This window comes from Jatrophihabitans sp. GAS493, assembly GCF_900230215.1.
GTDB lineage: Bacteria > Actinomycetota > Actinomycetes > Mycobacteriales > Jatrophihabitantaceae > MT45.
Window position 1 is genome coordinate 2,620,997 of sequence record NZ_LT907982.1, and the last position, 17,925, is coordinate 2,638,921.

Genomic DNA, 17,925 nt, shown 5'->3' on the forward strand with positions numbered 1-17,925 from the left:
CCTTCGAGCAGACGTATGGAAAACCAGCCGCCGTTGAGCCGCGCCACCTTCGATCGCGCCGCGCTGCACCGCACCGACGATGCCTGGCTGGCGGCGGCCTGGGACCGGGCGAAGGTTGCGTTGCTGAACCAGCGTGGCGCGACCCCGACCAGCAAGGTCGACGGGGGCTGGCAGCCGGTCTGGAGCGATGCTTCCTGGGTCGCCCGATTCAGCGACGACCACCCGTCGGTGCTGGTCGAGCGACGATTCCTCGGCATCATCGACGACGTCCCATACTTCTCCGCGACTCTGACCGCCGAGGCCGATGACGAGGACTGGCGCGGGCTGCGGGAGATCGGTGGCGCTGTCGACGATCTGACCGGGAGCCTGCTGGCCACGGCGCTCGGACTGCAGCAGTGGCATGCCCGTCATCCGCACTGCGCCCTCTGTGGCGAACTCACCGTCCAGACGCTCGCCGGCTGGACCAGAACCTGTCCGCGGGACAGCAGCGTGCACTTTCCGCGCACCGACCCGGCGGTGATCATGCTCATCCACGACGGCGGCGACCGTGCGCTGCTCGGACGCGGCGCCGCCTGGGGGGTCGGGCGCTTCTCAACCCTCGCCGGTTTCGTCGAGCCGGGGGAGTCGCTCGAGGCAGCGGTCGCCCGAGAGGTCTTTGAAGAGGTCGGGGTGAGGGTCGGTGACATTCGCTACGTGGCCAGTCAGCCGTGGCCGTTCCCGGCGTCGCTGATGGTCGGATTCACGGCTCGGGCCATCGACGACGGCACCATTGAACTCGATGACGACGAGGTCGTCGACGCGGGGTGGTTCACCCGGGAAGAGGTTCGTCAGGCCGGCGTGTGGACCGACGACCCGGCGGCCGATTCACCGGAGAACGGGTCGCGGCTGCGGGCCATCCCGCCGCAGTTCTCAATCTCACGTCACCTGATCGACGGATGGCTCGAGAGCGAATAGGCCCGCACAGGCGAGACGATCGGCGGCTACTCGGCTGCGAGCGGGTCAGCCGGATGCGTTGAAGCGGATGGCTGGGCGGCGGGGATCCTCCAACCGAACGACGACGTCGGCCCGATCCGACGGCTCGGACTCTTCGTCGTAACTGGCGAAGGCCGGCAGTGTCCAGGCCGCCTCGGCCGGGGTGTGCCGGGCCAGCGCGGCGGCGGACATGGCCAGGTGGATACGAACGTCGAACTCCAGCTCGGGGCGGATCAGCAGCGCACCGCTGACGAGCACGATGCTGCCCGGCGGGGCCTCGATGGTGGCGGCTCGGGTCATCCGGTTGCTCACCGGATCCCGCAGGGACGGCAGGAACCGCCCCGAGCCACCCGGCCCCAACGGGTCCAGCACCTCTCGGCGCAGTGTCGCGTGATCGAGCCATCCCTCGGCGAAGGACTGCAGATCGTGACGGCCGTACTCCAGCCGCAGTGACGCGTCGCGCCAGAAGAGATCGTCACGCAGATGGGTCACGGGACGGGACCGTCGGCGCAGCGGCTCGATCAGCGCCTGCGCCAACTCGTGGGGGCGGGTCGCCCCGGCGCCGTCGATCGCGACCCGAAGCGTCGCCGTACCAGCGTGCGCTGCTGCGCCATCCTGCGCTGCTGCCGGGAAGGTGGCCAGGAACTCCGCGAGTCGCTCGACAAGCTCGGCCTCGCCGATCGGCGCGAAGGCCACAGTCGGTAGGGCTCCGCTGCGCCCCGGCGATTCGCCGCGGCTCATGCCACCGACGCGAGCTGCTCCTTGACCTGGGCCACCGACGGGTTGGTGAGTGCACTTCCGTCGGCGAAGACGAGCGTCGGGACGGTCTGGTTGCCACCGTTGACCTTCATCACCAGGTCGGCCGCGGCTTCGTCGAGTTCGATGTTCACCTCTTCATAGGCGATACCCTCACGATCGAGCATCGTCTTCAGACGCTTGCAGTAGCTGCACCACGTCGTCGAGTACATCGTCACATCTGCCACGGTCATTGCCTCTCAATGTCTAACTCATCCGGATCGCGTACAGCTGGCACAACACCGTCGCCGGGCGGGTTCTTCCGCCGAAAGCGAAACTGACCGCGAATTTGCCGCCGAGTGCGTCACTCCGGCCAAGGCGGGTGCAGAAGTTGTCGCACCACGCTGGCAGGATCGCGGGGTGACCCATTCCCGAAGCGTGCTCGACGGTCTGGACGCCGAACAGCGTGAGGCGGCCCAAGCCGTCCGGGGGCCCGTCTGCATCCTGGCCGGCGCCGGCACCGGCAAGACCCGAGCGATCACGCATCGGATCGCCTACGCGGTAGGAAGCGAGGCGGTGCCGGCCGGGCAGCTGCTCGCCCTCACCTTCACCGCCCGCGCGGCCGGCGAGCTCCGCACCCGGCTGCGGACCCTCGGGGCGCACGGGGTGCAGGCGCGAACCTTCCACGCCGCCGCCCTCCGTCAGCTCAGTTACTTCTCGCCCCGGGTGCTGGGCGGGGAGATGCCTGAGGTCGTCCCGAACACGATCCGGCTCGTCGCCAATGCGGCGGCCCGAACCCGGCTGCGCAGTGATCGGGCCGAGGTCCGTGACCTCGCCGCCGAGATCGACTGGGCCAAGGCGGTGCTGGCCGCCCCGCAGGACTATCCCGAGCGGGCCCTGGCCGCCGGGCGCCAACCACCACTCACCCCCGCCGTGGTGGCGCAGGTGTACGCCGAGTACGAACAGTCCAAGCGCCGCGCCGGGCAGCTGGACTTCGCGGATCTGCTCCTCATCATGGCTGGGGCGATCGAGCAGCACGCGGACGTCGCCGAGGAGATTCGTTCCCGCTACCGGCACTTCGTCGTCGACGAGTACCAGGACGTCTCGCCGCTGCAGCAGCGGATCCTCGACGCTTGGCTCGGTGACCGGGACGATCTCTGCGTCGTCGGCGACGCGAACCAGACCATCTACTCCTTCGCCGGAGCCACCCCACAGCACCTGCTGAGGTTCACCGCGCGCTTCCCGCAGGCCGTGGTCGTGAAGCTTGAGCGTGACTACCGTTCGACGCCGCAGGTGGTGGAGCTGGCGAACCGGCTGGTCGCCTCGGCGCCGACGCCGAGGTCCAGCCCGCAGGCCGGTTCAGCGCCGATCTCCGGCAACGGCACCCGACTGCGGTTGATCGGGCAGCGCCCGGACGGCCCGCCGCCCACGTTCACTGAGTTCGACGACGAACCGGCGGAGGCGGCGGCGGTCGCGGCGGCCTGTCGACGGCTGATCGAGCAGGGAACACCCCCGGCCGAGATCGCCGTCCTCTTCCGGATCAATGCTCAGTCTGAGGTGTATGAGCAGGCACTCTCCGGGGCCGGAGTGGCGTACGTGTTGCGCGGCGGCGAGCGTTTCTTCGACCGCCCGGAGATCCGCGAGGCCCGACTGCTGCTGCGCGGCGCCGCCCGCTCGGATGATCGAGAGCTTCCGCTGACCGAGACGGTCCGCGGCGTACTGGCCGGCTCCGGTTGGCACCCGGACGCGCCGCCGACCGGGGGGAGCGCCCGCGAGCGTTGGGAGTCGCTCGCTGCGTTGGTGAGCCTGGCCGACGATCTGATCGCCACGAACCCGCAGGCGCACCTGGTGGAGCTGGTGGAGGAGCTCGATCAGCGCGCCTCGGCCCAGCACGCCCCGACCGTTCAGGGGGTGACGCTCTCCTCGCTGCACTCGGCGAAGGGCTTGGAGTGGGATGCCGTCTTCCTGGTCGGGCTCACCGACACCACCCTGCCGATCTCGCACGCCACCACCGACGATCAGGTCGCTGAGGAGCGGCGGCTGCTCTACGTGGGGATCACCCGCGCCCGCGAGCAGCTGGCCCTCTCCTGGGCGCTGGCTCGCAGTCCCGGGCAGCGCCGGGGGCGGCGACCGAGTCGCTTCCTCGACGGGCTACGCCCGGCCAGCTCGTCAGCGGCGGTCGAGGCCCGTTCGAAGAAGAAGGCAGTCGCCGTCGAGGCCAATGATGCCGAGCTCTTCGGCCGGCTGCGAGCCTGGCGTCGGATTCAGGCCGACGCCCAGAAAGTGCCGGCTTTTGTTGTCTTCTCTGACGCCACGCTGGTGGCGATAGCCGACGTTGCTCCGACATCGCGCAGTGCCCTGGCAGCGGTCTCCGGCGTGGGGCCGGCCAAACTGGATCGCTATGCGGAGCCGATTCTGGCCGTCCTGGCCGGCGGCACCCCGGAAGAGGTCGGCCCGGTAGCGGTCAGCTGATCGCCGAAGCGGCACGAGGATCTGCGAACACGGCGCGAAAAGTTTCTCGATTTAATTCGATTGCGCTGTCCGCGGATGATGGATAGCCTCTCTTTGAAGCACGACGCGAAAGCGCGTCTGCGGCGCTGCTCGCAGTGCCTGACCAACCGAAGGAGGTGCCCCCATGAAGAACTCAGGAATGTTCGCTGACCTTGACTTCCAGCCGAAGTCTGCCCAGCTGAGCGCGTTCGGTTCGCCGACCGTGGGGGCAGATTTCGGTTGGCGTCGCGAAGCGCGGCCAGGCAGCGACGCAATGGGCTTCACCCGCCCGGCTGATCTTCGCGATATGCAGGCCGTTGCCTGCTTCGCCGGCGTAGGCACGTCGATCCACGAGGGCACCACTGTCAGTGGCGCCGGGTATGGATTCACTGTCACCGCTTCGCGACACGCATCGGCCAACGCCACCGCTGCCAAGTCGGCGCTGATCGCACCGACAATGGCTGCCAAGCGCGGCGCCCCGCCTCGAGGGAATCGAAGTCTGATCACTTGATCAGGTTCGAACCTTCGAGGCCGCGGCTCCCACTTGGGAACCGCGGCCTTCTTTCGTTTTCGGCCCCGTTCCAACGCAGCACCTCCAAAGTCCGCCCGCTGACCACCACTCGAAGAACCGCAGCACTCGCTAAGAAACCGAATACGAAACCGAAGGACCGACATGACGCTCAGCTGCTTACCCACCGATGACATCACCTCTGGGAGCGCGCTGGAACTGGCCCACACGGGTCTGGTGCTCGACCCGCTCTCACCCAGCTGCCCGGCCGACCTGCCTTGCCAGGTCCGCGACGCGGACCTCTGGTTCGCCGACACACCGGTTCAGCTCGAGGCGGCCAAGGCGCTCTGCCAGGACTGCCCCGTGCGTCAGGCTTGCCTGGCCGGCGCTCTCGAGCGGCGTGAGCCGTGGGGCGTCTGGGGTGGCGAGATCTTCGACCACGGTGTTGTGCTCGCCCGCAAGCGTGGCCGTGGACGGCCGCGCAAATCCGACCAGGACGTCGCCGCGTGAGCGGAGGTGCCCACCCGCAGACCGCGGGAACCCAACTTTTCAGGAGAGATCAGATGAACACGCTTTACGCCGCACTGGCGCGTGAACGACTACTCGATGGCTATCGCGAAGCGGAGCAGGCCAAGCACGTTGGCGTGGCCCGCACCCGTTCGCGGGGCGATCTGCGGCAGTACCGCCGTAGCTCGCTCACCACTCGGGTCTGGCGGAGCCGGCTTCGGCTCCGCTAAGCCAACCGGAGTCATCCAAGAAATGTAGGCATCGCAACGCCGGTAGCCAATGGTCGCCGAATAGTGGCCCCAGGCAGGAGGTGGGTGACTATTCGGCGAAGCCGGGCTGCCAGCGTTGCGCCAGAGCCCGGTAAGGCGCCGTCGCGCCGAGCTGGCACAGAACCGCGATCGAGCCCAGGCTCACGCGGTGCAGGAGCAGGTAGTCGGGCGGAAGGTTGAACATCCGCCCGACCCTGGCCTCCTCGTTTCGGGGATCACCGATCCGCGCGGCCTGGGAGCGCATCCAGTCCCGGGTGAAGGTGAAGTTCTCCACGGTCAGCGGATCCAGGATCGGACGCAGATAGTCCAGCACCTGCTGGGCGTCGAGTTCGATCCCCGGACGGATGAATCCGAACTCGGTCATCTCCTTGATCAACTCGGCCTTGCGCCCGTCCAGCGCCAACCGGGTCATCCGTCCGAGCGGCTTCGGCGAGCCGTTGGGCAGCCGGGCCACGGCCCCGAAGTCGAGTACTCCGAGGCGTCCATCGGCACTGATCCGGAAATTGCCAGGGTGTGGATCGGCGTGCAGCAGACCGGCGCGCTCCGGCGATGAATACTGCAACAAGGCCAAGGTATATCCAGCCCGGTCACGCTGAGCCTGGGTGCCGGAGTCGATGATCTCCGAAACCGGGGTGCCGTCGATCCACTCGGTCACCAGCACCTTCGGGGCACTGGCGACAACTCGCCCGACCAGGATGTCCGGGTCGTCGGCGTAGGCCTTGGCGAAGCCGCGCTGGGCGTCGGCCTCCATCCCGTAGTCGAGTTCCTCGAGGATCCGCTCCTTCAGTTCGCTGATGAGCGGCTTCACGTCCATACCGGGAGACATCCGCCCGAAGAGCCAGGCCAGGCGGGAGAGCTGGGTGAAGTCGGCCATGAGCGCTGGCCCGGCGCCCGGGTACTGGATCTTCACCGCCACTTCGCGGCCGTCGCTCCAGATGGCCTTGTGAACCTGTCCGATGCTCGCCGCGGCCGCCGGAGTGTCGTCGAACTCCTGGAAGCGCTTGGTCCAGCTCTTGCCGAACTGCTCGTCGAGAACCCGGTGCATCGTCGCGGCCGGCATCGGGGGGGCGGAGTCCTGCAGTTTGGTCAGGGCTTCCCGGTAGGGCGCGGCTGAGGCCTCCGGCAGCGCGGCCTCGAAGATCGAGAGGGCCTGCCCCAGCTTCATCGCGCCGCCCTTGAGCTCGCCCAGGACAGTGAAGAGCTGCTCGGCGGTGCGCTGCTGGAATTCGGCGGCGACGTCCTCGGCCGATTTGCCGGTGATTCGCTTGCCGATTCCGACCGTCGCTCGTCCGGCTGCCCCCAACGGAAGCGTAGCCAGACGGGCCGTTCGCGCGACCCTGCGCTGCGGGATATCGGTGCCGTCCTTCACCTTGCCAACATAGGCCATCGGCCTGTGGGGTGTGGTATTCATCGCCCGGAATCCGCCGGATCGTGTCCCTGGCAGTCACAGCGCGGATGAGCGCTCCAGGTTCTGCGGCGCAGCCGCCAGTCGGGCAGGTGCAGCTCCAGAGTGGCATCGATGGTGCTGACCTCCTCACCGTCCAGATAGGCGAGCGCCTGCAGCGCGGCCAGCCCGGAGGTTGTGACCGCGAGCGCCGAATCCGACGGGGGAGGATGCCGGGTCGACAGCGACAGCTGGGCCGCCAACGCCGACCAGGCGCTGTCGCGATCGAGCCGGTGTAGGTCGGCGCAGTGCAGGCAACTCGACAGACCGGGCACCACCGTCGGGCCGATGATCGCGTGATCACCACCGACCCACGCGACCAAGTGCGCACGGCCGAGGCGGTGCAGCGCCGAGCCGACGTCCGGATCGACAAGCCCGTCGCCGGCGAGCACCACCAGGTCGACCGGACGCTGCTCCGGTGGCACTCCGGCGTTCACCTCCGGCGCCGACCGATGCAGCGCATCCGTGGCGGCGGTGGCGAACCGGGTCCCCTCGTCAGTCGGGAGCAACCCCCCGGGAAGGCAGTGACTCAGCCGGACAACGCCGTCGCCGATGACCCGGACGTGCCCGATCCCGGCGGTGGCCAGGATCGAACCGATGGTGGCGGCCAATCGGCCGGAACCCTGCACGAGGACGATGCGTTCGGAGCGGGTGCCGAGCAGGTCGGCCCCCTTCTCGCCGCGACGAGTCCGCAGGGCGCCCAGTTCGCTCTCCAATCGCGGTGGCCCGGGGTGGCGTAACGCCCCGGAGGCGGTGACCATGAAGCCGGCCGAGTCGAGGTCGCCGCGGGCCTCGTCGATCCGGTCGGTCGGTTCGGTCGTGGGTTCGGTAGTGGGTTCGGTGACGGGTTCGGTGACGGGCGGCGTATGCCGGTGCAGCAGGGACGCCACCTCCTGGGGCACGATCCCGTCGACGATCACCCGCCGCGTGCCCAACTCGACTTGAACCGCGTGCGGGGATCGCCAGAGCACCCTCGCATGCGGGTTGAGTACCAGTTCGGCGTCGGACACGTGTTGCACTTTCCCAGGTTTTCCCCCGCGGTGCATTTGGTTATCCACAGGGATTGTGATCGTTCGATGAGCTAGAGGTCAGGAAACGCGAAGGATCACCCTCAACCCGATGTCCACACCTGTGGATATCGATGTGGAAAGGTCACGCGCGGTGCGCCGGCGGATTGTGAGCCTCGCTGTCACACCCAGTCGCTACCGTAGGGAGGTGACCGCACCCCGCCGACCATCCGGCTCGCCGCCCAAGTCGCCATCCGGCTCCTCATCGGCCTACTCCGCCCAATCGGCCGGCCTCAACATCGCTCCCGACGTAGCCTTCGACCCGGCGGCAACCCCACTGGTCGAGGTACGGCGCAGCGCCCGGCGCCGGCGTACCGTGTCGGCCTACCGCGACGGGGATCGCATCGTCGTCCTCATCCCGCAGCGCTTCAGCCGGGCGCAGGAGCGCGAATATGTGGAGAAGATGGTCGGGCAGCTCTCCGCCACCGAGGCGCGCCGGCAGCAGCGCTCCCGCTCCCGCAGCAGCGATGAAGCCCTGATGGCCCGGGTGCGGCAGTTGAGTGAGCGCTACCTCGACGGACGGGCCTACCCAACTTCAATCCGCTGGGTCCCGGCGATGCGCACCCGTTGGGCCTCCTGCACACCGCTGGACGGGAGCATCCGGGTCTCCACACGGCTTCAGCAGATGCCTGATTGGGTGCTCGACTACGTGCTGGTCCACGAGTTGGTGCACCTTCAGGTGCCCGGTCACGGGCCGGAGTTCTGGGCGCTGGTAGCCAACTACCCGCGCACCGAGCGCGCCCGCGGATACCTCGACGGGGTCAGCGCCGCCGCCCACCTCGACATCGTCGAAGATGGTGACGACACCACCGACAGCGGGCGCGGGGATCTACAAGCTAACTAACTTAGCCGAACTGTCGGGGTCGGTATCGCCACCCGGCGTCACTCCGAGGGGGGCGGCTGCTCCGTGTCCTTGGGTCCGCTCGTCTCGGAGCGCTCGGTCGGCTCGTCGAGCTGGCGAAGTTCGTCACTGGCCCCGCTGATCTGATCAGCGGACGTGGGGACGTCCAGCTCGGCCATCGGGTCAGAGCCCACCCGCTCGGCGAATCCCAGTGGGTCGTCGAGGTCCTCAGCGGAGGGGAGCAGGTCAGGGTGGGACCAGAGCTCGTCGCGGGCACTGAGCCCGTGCTTCTCGGTTACCGCCCACCAGAGTGCCGCGGCCTCTCGCAGTCGACGCGGTCGCATCTCCAACCCGACGAGGGTGGAGAAGGTCTGCTCGGCCGGGCCGCCGGCCGCGCGCCGCCGCCGCGACGTCTCGCGCAGTGCCGAGGCTCCCGGCATCCGGTCCTGGGCGGCCGCCGCGACGACAGAGTCGACCCAGCCCTCGACGAGCGCCAGCAGGGTCTCCAGGCGTCGTAACGCCGCCTCCTGGGCCGGTGTGTCGGCTGGCGTGAAGAGTTCGCCGTTGAGGGCGTTCTGCATGCTCTCGGGGTTGGTCGGGTCGATCTCGCCCATGGCCCGCTGTAGGGCCTCCGGGTCGATGGTGATGCCACGGGCGTAGGCGGCGACCGCTTCAAGCAGCTGCTGGCGCAGCCAAGGGACGTGGCCGAAGAGGCGCTGATGGGCCGCCTCGCGCAGGGCCAGGTACAGCCGCACCTCCTCGTCCGGGAGTTCGAGTCCGTCGCCGAACGCGGTGACGTTCTCCGGCAGCAGGACCGCCGTACCCGGCGCGGCCAGCGGCAGGCCGACGTCGGTCGAGCCGATCACCTCCGCGGCCATACCGGCCAGGCCCTGCCCGACCTGCGCGCCGAACATGAGGCCGCCGAGTTGGGTCATGACTCCAGCCATGGGCCCGGCCGCGGCCAGCGCCTCGGCCGGAACGGCGGCCGACATGGAGGCAACCACCCGCTCAGCCACCGGGTCGCAGAGCACGCCCCACACGTTCAGGGTCTTCTCGATCCACTCGACCCGGGTCCAGGCCTCGGTGGTGGTGATGCCGGAGGGGAGATCGGTGACGGCATCGAGCCAGACATCGGCCAGACGTAGTGCGTCGGTTACCTCGCGCCGCTCGGCGTCGGTGACGGCTCGGTAGTTCGCGGCGATGGTGGAGATGGCGATCTGGCGGGCCAGGTCCCAGTTGACCGGTCCACCGCTCCAGGAGAGCAACTTCTGAAGTTCCGCGAAGAGCGGAATCTTGCCGGCGAGGTCATCGCCGCCGCTACCGCCACCGCCGATGCCGCCGCCACCGATACCGCCGCCACCGATACCGCCAAAGCCGAACCCGCCGCCGGAGCCGCCGGGTGGGTTGTTGGGTCCGAATCCGAAGGGAATGCTCATCGTCGACCTCGTTCTGCTGTGGGTGGGCGCGGACTGACGGTGGCAGCAATCGCCGCCGTGGCAGCCCGTCGGGGTCCAGGTTCGCCTGGGCTTCGCAGCGTGGTGATCGTCGCGAATTGGGCTGCGAAGAGACCGGCTGGGCGCCGCGCGTAACTTTCTCGTCTCACGTTAGTGCCAACGCACCGCAGATTGAATGCGTGCCTGAGGCGTTGCGCCAGCAGCGAACGCCTCCGCAGCGGTAGCGTCGCCGGGGTGAGCGGTCTCGTCGAGCGGCTGTCGGGGGAGTACGCATGGGCCATCTGGCTCGCGGCTCCGCTGCTCATTACCCTGTTTGCCTCGCTGTGGATGTGGTGGCGCGGACGGGCCCGTGGTGTTCCCGCCGCGGGCTCAGCCATCAAGGCTCATCACAGATACCTGGATACCCTCAGCGCTGTCGCAGCCAGCACGGCACAGCCGAGTCGGCCGGCCGCGTACTCAGCAGCGTGGTCGCCCACTGAGCCCGAAGCGGCGTCTGACGAACCGGCCGAGGATGGTCCCGACGGGCTGGAGGAGCCTGCGAAACAGGAGACCCTGGAGTCTTCCAGCTAGGGTGCTGGGGTGAGTCGTCGTACTAAAACCCTGGTCACCAGCGCTGTTCTCGTCATTCTTCTCGGATTCGTGGCGTTCACGCTGCCTGTCCCATACGTGATTCTGAGCCCGGGACCGACGCTCAACACCCTCGGTACCGACAACAGCGGAGCGCAGATCATCGTGCTCAACGGTCGTCAGGCCAAGGCCACCACCGGTCATCTGAACCTCACCACGGTGAGCGAACAGTCGCAGCGGATTACTTCGGTGCAGGCGCTCATCGGTTGGCTGAAGGACGATCAGGTGGTGGTTCCGCGGGCATCGATCTTCCCGCCTGGGCAGTCGCAGCAGCAGGTCGATCAGCAGAACACCCAGGACTTCAGCCAGTCCCAGGATTCGGCCACCGCCGCCGCGGCCTGTGAACTCGGCTACCCGAAGAGCTTCGGTGTCTCCAGCGTGGACTCCACGCTCGGGGCGGCCGGGCAGCTGAAGAGCGGCGACAAGTTCGTCTCGGTCGACGGGGTGCCGGTGGCGACCCCGGAGGCGCTCTCAGCGGCGCTGAAGACCAAGAAGGCCGGGGACGTGGTGACCGTCGTGGTCGATCGAAACGGCGTTCAGCAGACAGCCAAGGTCAAGCTGGGCCCACCGGCGGCCGGCGGCACGGTCCCTCGTCTCGGTGTCGTGGTGACACAGGGCTGCCTCTTCCCGTTCGGCGTCGACCTCGGCTTGGGCAATCAGATCGGCGGCCCATCGGCGGGTCTGATGTTCGCCCTGGGCATCATGGACAAGGTCGGCACGGCCGATCTCACCAACGGAAAATTCATCGCCGGCACCGGCGAGATCAGCCCGGACGGGACGGTCGGGCCGATCGGCGGTATCGCGCTGAAGATGATCGCCGCCCGCCGGGCCGGAGCCACCGTCTTCCTCGCTCCGGCCGGAAACTGCTCGGATGTGAAGGGCAATATCCCCGACGGCCTCAACGTGGTGAAGGTCGAGACGCTGCACGGCGCGGTACAGGACCTCAAGGCGCTGCAGGAGGGGCAGCCGGTTCCGCATTGCTGAGCGACCCGCATTTGCTGAGCGACCCGAATTTGCTGAGCGACCCGAGTTTGCCGGCCTGACGCGCTACTCCGCGAAGGTGGCGAGCAATGCCTCGACCAGGTTCGGCGCGAGTGTCTGACCGGTGAGCAGGTCCTCTTCGGCGTCCGCCCCGTCGGCCCCACCCGCTGAGGGGCGGAGCCGGAGCATCGAGGAGGCGGTGCCATCGCGCAGCACGGCGACCACGAGGCGAGCCTCCCGTCGTTGCGGGTGCTCGAGTACCGCGGTGGCGATGGCGTCGTCACTGAACCCGGCGTCGGCCTCCGGGGGCAGGAAGACGATCTCCTGGGAGAGCGCGCAGCCCAGAATGGACTCCGGCCAGCCGATCTGGGCCAGCATCTGCTCGATATCACCGGTCGGCAGATCCTCCTGCTCGATCGGGGTGAGCGCATCCGGGGCGATCTCGTCGCCCTCGGTGAGGCCGAGACTCGTCGCCGCGCCGGCGTCGGAGGCGACGAGCTCCCGTGTCGCGACCATCGCGAAGAGGCGGGGCACCTGATCCCATCCAGCGGTCGATACATGATTTTCGATTTCGGCAGCGAGCGAGTCGAGCTGCCACTGGGCAGAGGTCACCTCCCCATCATTGCCTATGCCCACTCAAATGCTGTGCTCAGCTCGGTGATCCGGCGCACGGAACCTCGTTGTCACTGGGTACGTTGTCCTAGCTAGCAGGCATCCGAGTGCGGAGCCTCTGCAGTGACTATGAAGGAGCAATGCCCGTGGTAATGCGGCCGCCGATCCCCGCCGTCTCGCTGTCGCGTCGAGGCAAGATCATCATCTCGGTAGTGGTGCTGGTATTCCTGCTCCTCACCCTCGCGAACTCCTTCGTCGGGGTGTACATCGACTGGCTCTGGTTCGGTGAAGTCGGGTATCGCAGCGTCTACAAGAAGATCTTCTTCACCCGGGCGACCCTGGTGGTCGTCTTCGGGCTGCTGATGGCGGCCGCGATTGCCGCGAACCTGATCATCACCTATGTGCTGCGCCCGCCGTTTCGTCCGATGTCGGCTGAGCAGCAGAACCTCGAGCGTTACCGGGTGATCCTGGAATCGCGCAAGAAGCTGGCTTTCACAGTCGTGGTGGTCCTCGCCGGTCTAGCCGCCGGGCTGTCGGCGCAGTCGAACTGGCAGGCGTGGCTGCTCTGGCGCAACGGTGGCAGCTTCGGGATCAAGGATCCGCAGTTCGGCAAAGACATCTCATTCTTCGCCTTCGACTACCCGATATTCCGGATTCTGCTCGGCTTCGGCTTCAGCATGGTGATCTTCTCGCTGCTCCTCGCGATTGCCCTGCACTACCTCTTCGGCTCCATCCGATTGCAGACGCCGGGGCAGAAGATCTCGATCGCCGCGCGTCGGCACATCACGGTGCTCGTCTTCATCTTCATCCTGCTGAAGGCGGTCGGCTACTGGCTGGACCGCTACGGCCTGGTCTACTCCGACCGCGGCAAGGTCACCGGCGCTTCGTACACCGATGTGAACGCCTCCCTTCCGGCCAAGACGATTCTCTTCTGGATCGCCATCATTCTCGCCGGCCTGGTCTTCGCCAGTATCTGGCTCAAGAGCGCTCGTCTGCCCGCCATCTCCTTCGTGGTGCTGCTGATCCTGAGCATTGTCATCAACGGCATCTACCCGGCACTCGTGCAGCAATTCACGGTGAAGCCGAACGCCAGTGACAAGGAGGCGGTCTATATCGAGCGAAATATCCAGGCGACAAGACAGGCCTACGGCGTCGTTACAAATACCGCCAGCGATCCGAACGGGACGGTCACCTACAGCTCCTTCGACCCCTCTTCTGATCCGTCGACCGACTCGATCGTCGCCACCGACCCGACGGTGAGCAACATCCGCATCCTCGACCCGAACATCGTGTCGTCCACCTTCGCGGCGACGCAGCAGCTGCAGAACTACTACGGCTTCCCGGGGAAGTTGGATATCGACCGTTACACGCTGACCGATCCGACCAGTGGAAAGGTCTCCACCCGTGACTACGTGGTGGGCGTACGTGAGCTGGATACCGAGAACCTGACCGGCAACCAGGCGAACTGGATCAACAAGCGCACGGTGTACACCCACGGTTACGGGTTCGTCGCCGCGGCCGCCGATCAGGACATCACCAACTTCCCGACGACGTACACCGAGAAGGACATCCCATCAACCGGGCCGTTGAACCTGAAGGTTCCGCAGGTCTACTACGGCGAGCTCGGCACCGACTACGTCGTCGTCGGCGCCAAGGGCGACCACGAGTCGGACGGCAAGGGGTCGACCTCGACCTACACCGGCACCGGGGGAATTCCGCTGGACAACTTCCTCACCCGGCTGGCCTTCGCCTCGAAGTACAAGGAGACGAACTTCCTGCTCAACGACGCGGTCACCTCGCCCAATGCCAAGGTGATGATCGTTCGTGATCCGCGGGCCCGGGTGCAGAAGGCGGCCCCGTTCCTGAAGGTGGACGGCGATCCGTATCCGGTGGTCGACAGCGTGACCGGCCACATCGTCTGGATGGTCGACGCCTACACGACGATGGCGGCGTACCCCTATTCGGAGAAGGAGTCGCTGGCCTCGCTGACCTCGGATTCCCTGACGACAGCGGACAAGACGGCTGCGCAGCCCGATGATCAGGTGAACTACATCCGCAACTCGGTGAAGGCCACGGTGGACGCCTTCGACGGCACCGTCAAGCTGTACCAGTGGGACAACACCGACCCGCTGATCAAGGCTTGGAGCAAGTCATTCCCAGGTCTGATCCAGCCCAAGACGGCGATGCCGCCGCAGCTGGTTGCCCACGTGCGGTATCCACAGGATCTCTTCGAGGCTCAGCGGGCGGTCCTGCAGCAGTATCACGTGGATGACCCGGTCGAGTTCTACAACCAGCTCGACAAGTGGACTGTGCCGGCTGACCCGGCCAGCCCGGACAACACCGCCAACCAGCCTCCGTACTACGTCCTCGCCGCGTCCCCGACCGACAGGCAGGACACCGCGGCGGCGCCGGAGTTCCAGCTGACCACGCCGATGAAGGTGAATGGCCGCCCGTACTTGGCGGCCTACATATCGGTGAACAGTGATCCGGGTAAGAACTACGGCAAGATCAGCGTGCTTCGATTGCCCAGCGGGTCGTCGGTGAACGGCCCGGAACAGGTGTATGCGACGTTCAACGCGAACGCCGTTATCTCCAAGGACATCTCCCTGCTCAGCGGTAACGGCTCGACGCCACTGCACGGGAATCTGCTGACGCTGCCAGTGGGTGATTCGTTCCTCTACGTCGAACCCCTCTACGTAAAGGGGGTCAGTGCGAACGCCTTCCCGATCCTGCAGCGGGTACTGGTGGAGTACGGCGGGAAGATCGGTTACGGGACGACGCTGGCCATGGCGTTGATGAACCTCAATGAGCCGGTGGTGGGTCAGGGGATCGGGGCCGCGGGGACGACGACGAGCCCGCCGACCACATCGCCGCCATCCACTTCGGCCGCGCCGACCACGGTGCCGCCGGCCGGCTCCGCGTCGATCGATTCGATTCTGACTCAGCTCGACACGGCATTCGCGGATCTGCAGGGTGCGTACAAGAGTGGGAACCTGTCGCAGATCGGCCTGTACCAGCAGCAGATCGCCCAGCTGACGCAGGAGTACCTGGCGGCTCGGGGGACGCCGGCGCCGGCTAGTTCGAAGGCGCCATCGGGGTCGTCCCCGACCTCGTCGGCACCGACTTCGGCGTCGAAGACTCCCTAGCTGTAGTCGCCGGCCCCGTCCCCGGCTGGCCTCTTCCTGAGAGGTCAGCCGGGGAGTGGTCAGCGCGGCCTCAGGGGTAGGGTAGAGTTCTAATTACCGACGCGGGGTGGAGCAGCTCGGTAGCTCGCTGGGCTCATAACCCAGAGGTCACAGGTTCAAATCCTGTCCCCGCTACAACGAAGAAGCCCGATCCCGCAAGGGGTCGGGCTTCTTGCATGTTCGACATCGAAGGCTCGAAGCGGCTAACTGTGACCAGATTCGTGACCAGACTCTGGTTCCGCGGGAGCGGGTTCGGGCGATGACGTGATCAGGTTGCCCAGCATCTGAGCCATCGATCGATCCAGCCCAACTGAGCGGTGGGTGTAGATCTGCAGGGTCACGGCCATGTTCGCGTGACCGATCCGGTCACTCACGAGCTTCGGGTCAACCCCGGCGTTCATCGCGAGCGTGGCACACGTGTGTCGTACGTCGTGCAGACGTATGCGAGGTACGCCGGCTAGGTCGATCACTCGGTTGAATCTGCTGGTGACGGTGTCGGGGTGGATGCGCCGGCCATCGGGCCAGACCATCAGGTATCCAGTGTTTGCATGATCTCGACCAAACGCGGCTTGCTCTTCATCGAGCGTCAGCAGGAGTGCCCTCAGGCCGGCGACAGTCGTGTCCAGAGCTATTTCGCGCTCGCTGGCATGGGTTTACCATCCGAATCATGGGCCTGCCCGCGAAGAACAACGCGGGCGTCCCAGACCCGGAGAAGGCCCTCGTCGAGGTCAACTTGCGCCCGATGTAATCCGGCCAGCTCCGATCGCCGCATTCCCGTGGTCGCCGCGGGGAGTTCGGGTACTCCTGGGCCGAGATCGGCGCCACACGCCAAGGCGCACAACAACGCCGGGTAAAGCCGCCTGAGCGGACGACAGCACGGACGCTCTTCGTTTGTGCGGCATGTCTGGTCCACCTGGCCAGCTGCCCGCGTGCCATGCTTCGTCGATGAGCCCGGACCAGTCGGACATCAGAACCCGAAGCAATCGCCGATCTGCCACCTGGCAGTCCATCGTGGCGGTCTGCTTCGCTATAGCGGCGGTCAGCTTCGTCATCGCTGGTGAATGGGTCGGTGTTGCCTTGGATGTCCTCGCCGCTGTCGCGTTTGGAAGTGCAGCAGTCCTTAGCTAAAGATCGGGCCGAAGGAGCTAGGGCAACCGCTGCATGCCTGATAGCAAGGGTGCGCCTGGACCGCGCGCACCATGCGGCATGAGCGGACGTCCGGCTAACGACGGTACGAGCAATGGCGCATCGACTCCGTCCATCAGGGTCGGCCTCAAGAGCTGAGCACTTGCTCCAGCTGCGCAGCTATGGCCGTCATGCCTTCCGCGTTCGGGTGGAACGAGCCACCGGTCTGCTCGAGGACTTGATGAAACGGTTGTACCCAGGGCTCCGTAGATCCAAGTGCATGCTCGACGCTCAGAGCTGAAGCGCGGATCAATTCGGCTCCCGTTCTGGTTGCCGCGTCCCGGAAGACCCGGCCAATGGCGTTCTGGATGGTGCGGAACTGGTCCAGCTCTTCCTGGGAGAAGGAGACTGCGCTAGCCGATCCCGCATCGAGCACGGTCAGGTAGTCGACGAGCAGCACCCGAGCCTTCGGGGCTTGCACGCGCGCCTTCTCGATCACGGTTACGAGACCGTCGGTCGCCCGCTCGATTGCGTGCTCAGTCGGTAGCGGGACGCCATTGGAGTACTCGGTACCCATCATCGCCACGATCGGGGCACCCGGATCGGCACGGAGCCAGGAGAAGTAGAGCATCGCTCCGATGAACTGGAGATCGTTCCCGCCCGCGGTGATTGTCACCACGTCGGCGTCCCGTGGAATCCCGTCCGTCTGGGGCGGAAAGGTGATGCCTCCGAGCGTCTGCTGGGGTGTGTCGAGCACGTTCGCTGTCGTGGCGCCGGAGACCGTGAGATCGACCAGACGCGCACCAAGCCGCTCTGCGAGCTGGTGAGCGTAGTTCTTTTCCGAGCGCATCGCGGCCACGTCGGCAACGGGCTCGATACCGGGTCCGGCCGCGAACGAACTCCCGAGGGACACGATGAGCCGGATTGACGCCACCACCACATTCTGTCACCGCTGACCTCGGCCGACGGCCTGGCGACTTCACGCTCATCGGCAGATCCGGTCGTCGCCCGCGCGGTAGATTGACGGTTGCGACGAATCCTGGCCAACCCCTGGCACATCGACGGATCAACCGGGTTTCGGGTGTGCTACATAGTGCTCTGGAACCTC

Annotated in this window: 17 protein-coding genes and 1 tRNA gene; 10 read left to right on the forward strand and 8 right to left on the reverse strand. The window is 66.8% G+C overall.

The features are described from left to right. Positions 1 to 15: 15 nt before the first annotated feature. Positions 16 to 954, forward strand: a complete 939-nt coding sequence (nudC, locus tag CPH63_RS12290; RefSeq protein ID WP_096303220.1) for an NAD(+) diphosphatase — start codon at positions 16 to 18, stop codon at positions 952 to 954. Between the two features lie 45 nt (positions 955 to 999). Here nudC and CPH63_RS12295 read toward each other — a convergent pair whose 3' ends face one another. Both CPH63_RS12295 and CPH63_RS12300 read right to left on the reverse strand, forming a co-directional pair. Further along, positions 1,000 to 1,713: a uridine kinase gene (locus tag CPH63_RS12295; RefSeq protein WP_197704327.1), complete on the reverse strand. Its 714-nt coding sequence runs from the start codon at positions 1,711 to 1,713 to the stop codon at positions 1,000 to 1,002. Continuing rightward, on the reverse strand, positions 1,710 to 1,961 hold the full coding sequence (locus tag CPH63_RS12300) for a mycoredoxin (RefSeq protein WP_096303221.1): 252 nt from the start codon (positions 1,959 to 1,961) through the stop codon (positions 1,710 to 1,712). Before CPH63_RS12300 ends, CPH63_RS12295 begins: the two co-directional genes overlap by 4 nt. A gap of 166 nt (positions 1,962 to 2,127) precedes the next feature. Here CPH63_RS12300 and CPH63_RS12305 point away from each other — a divergent pair, with 166 nt between their 5' ends. From CPH63_RS12305 to CPH63_RS22295, 4 genes are all read left to right on the forward strand, one after another. After that, a complete protein-coding gene (locus tag CPH63_RS12305; RefSeq protein ID WP_197704328.1) occupies positions 2,128 to 4,179 on the forward strand; it encodes an ATP-dependent helicase in 2,052 nt (683 codons plus the stop codon). A 163-nt stretch (positions 4,180 to 4,342) separates the two neighbouring features. Then, complete coding sequence (locus CPH63_RS12310; RefSeq protein WP_157749507.1) at positions 4,343 to 4,708, forward strand: hypothetical protein; 366 nt, start codon at positions 4,343 to 4,345, stop codon at positions 4,706 to 4,708. 162 nt (positions 4,709 to 4,870) lie between these two features. Continuing rightward, positions 4,871 to 5,215 (forward strand): WhiB family transcriptional regulator, encoded by a 345-nt coding sequence (locus CPH63_RS12315; RefSeq protein WP_096303223.1) that lies wholly within the window; start codon positions 4,871 to 4,873, stop codon positions 5,213 to 5,215. 53 nt (positions 5,216 to 5,268) lie between these two features. After that, positions 5,269 to 5,442: a hypothetical protein gene (locus CPH63_RS22295; RefSeq protein WP_157749508.1), complete on the forward strand. Its 174-nt coding sequence runs from the start codon at positions 5,269 to 5,271 to the stop codon at positions 5,440 to 5,442. An 88-nt stretch (positions 5,443 to 5,530) separates the two neighbouring features. Here the strand turns inward: CPH63_RS22295 and CPH63_RS12320 are convergent, their stop codons facing one another. Beyond that, positions 5,531 to 6,892 (reverse strand): AarF/ABC1/UbiB kinase family protein, encoded by a 1,362-nt coding sequence (locus CPH63_RS12320; RefSeq protein WP_096303224.1) that lies wholly within the window; start codon positions 6,890 to 6,892, stop codon positions 5,531 to 5,533. Next, entirely contained in the window at positions 6,889 to 7,935 is a 1,047-nt protein-coding gene (locus CPH63_RS12325) for a hypothetical protein (protein ID WP_157749509.1), read from the reverse strand. Before CPH63_RS12325 ends, CPH63_RS12320 begins: the two co-directional genes overlap by 4 nt. 205 nt (positions 7,936 to 8,140) lie before the next feature. On the opposite strand from CPH63_RS12325, the gene CPH63_RS12330 reads away from it, so the two are divergent. After that, positions 8,141 to 8,836, forward strand: coding sequence for a M48 family metallopeptidase (locus CPH63_RS12330; RefSeq protein WP_241895636.1), 696 nt, complete (start codon positions 8,141 to 8,143; stop codon positions 8,834 to 8,836). Positions 8,837 to 8,874: 38 nt separating this feature from the next. On the opposite strand, the gene CPH63_RS12335 is transcribed toward CPH63_RS12330, so the two are convergent. After that, positions 8,875 to 10,269: a zinc-dependent metalloprotease gene (locus CPH63_RS12335; RefSeq protein WP_096303227.1), complete on the reverse strand. Its 1,395-nt coding sequence runs from the start codon at positions 10,267 to 10,269 to the stop codon at positions 8,875 to 8,877. A gap of 252 nt (positions 10,270 to 10,521) precedes the next feature. On the opposite strand from CPH63_RS12335, the gene CPH63_RS12340 reads away from it, so the two are divergent. Next, positions 10,522 to 10,857, forward strand: a complete 336-nt coding sequence (locus CPH63_RS12340; protein WP_096303228.1) for a hypothetical protein — start codon at positions 10,522 to 10,524, stop codon at positions 10,855 to 10,857. Between the two features lie 9 nt (positions 10,858 to 10,866). Further along, positions 10,867 to 11,898, forward strand: a complete 1,032-nt coding sequence (locus CPH63_RS12345; protein ID WP_096303229.1) for a PDZ domain-containing protein — start codon at positions 10,867 to 10,869, stop codon at positions 11,896 to 11,898. 63 nt (positions 11,899 to 11,961) lie between these two features. Here CPH63_RS12345 and CPH63_RS12350 read toward each other — a convergent pair whose 3' ends face one another. Further along, positions 11,962 to 12,507, reverse strand: coding sequence for a PPA1309 family protein (locus CPH63_RS12350; protein ID WP_096303230.1), 546 nt, complete (start codon positions 12,505 to 12,507; stop codon positions 11,962 to 11,964). Between the two features lie 140 nt (positions 12,508 to 12,647). Between CPH63_RS12350 and CPH63_RS12355 the strand changes: the two genes are divergently transcribed. After that, positions 12,648 to 15,653 (forward strand): UPF0182 family protein, encoded by a 3,006-nt coding sequence (locus tag CPH63_RS12355; RefSeq protein WP_096303231.1) that lies wholly within the window; start codon positions 12,648 to 12,650, stop codon positions 15,651 to 15,653. Between the two features lie 100 nt (positions 15,654 to 15,753). Then, a tRNA-Met gene (locus tag CPH63_RS12360) sits at positions 15,754 to 15,827 on the forward strand. Positions 15,828 to 15,895: 68 nt separating this feature from the next. Here the strand turns inward: CPH63_RS12360 and CPH63_RS23715 are convergent. Both CPH63_RS23715 and CPH63_RS12370 read right to left on the reverse strand, forming a co-directional pair. Continuing rightward, on the reverse strand, positions 15,896 to 16,324 hold the full coding sequence (locus CPH63_RS23715) for a tyrosine-type recombinase/integrase (RefSeq protein WP_371364940.1): 429 nt from the start codon (positions 16,322 to 16,324) through the stop codon (positions 15,896 to 15,898). 641 nt (positions 16,325 to 16,965) lie between these two features. Beyond that, a complete protein-coding gene (locus tag CPH63_RS12370) occupies positions 16,966 to 17,751 on the reverse strand; it encodes an SGNH/GDSL hydrolase family protein (protein ID WP_096305116.1) in 786 nt (261 codons plus the stop codon). Between the last annotated feature and the right edge of the window lie 174 nt (positions 17,752 to 17,925).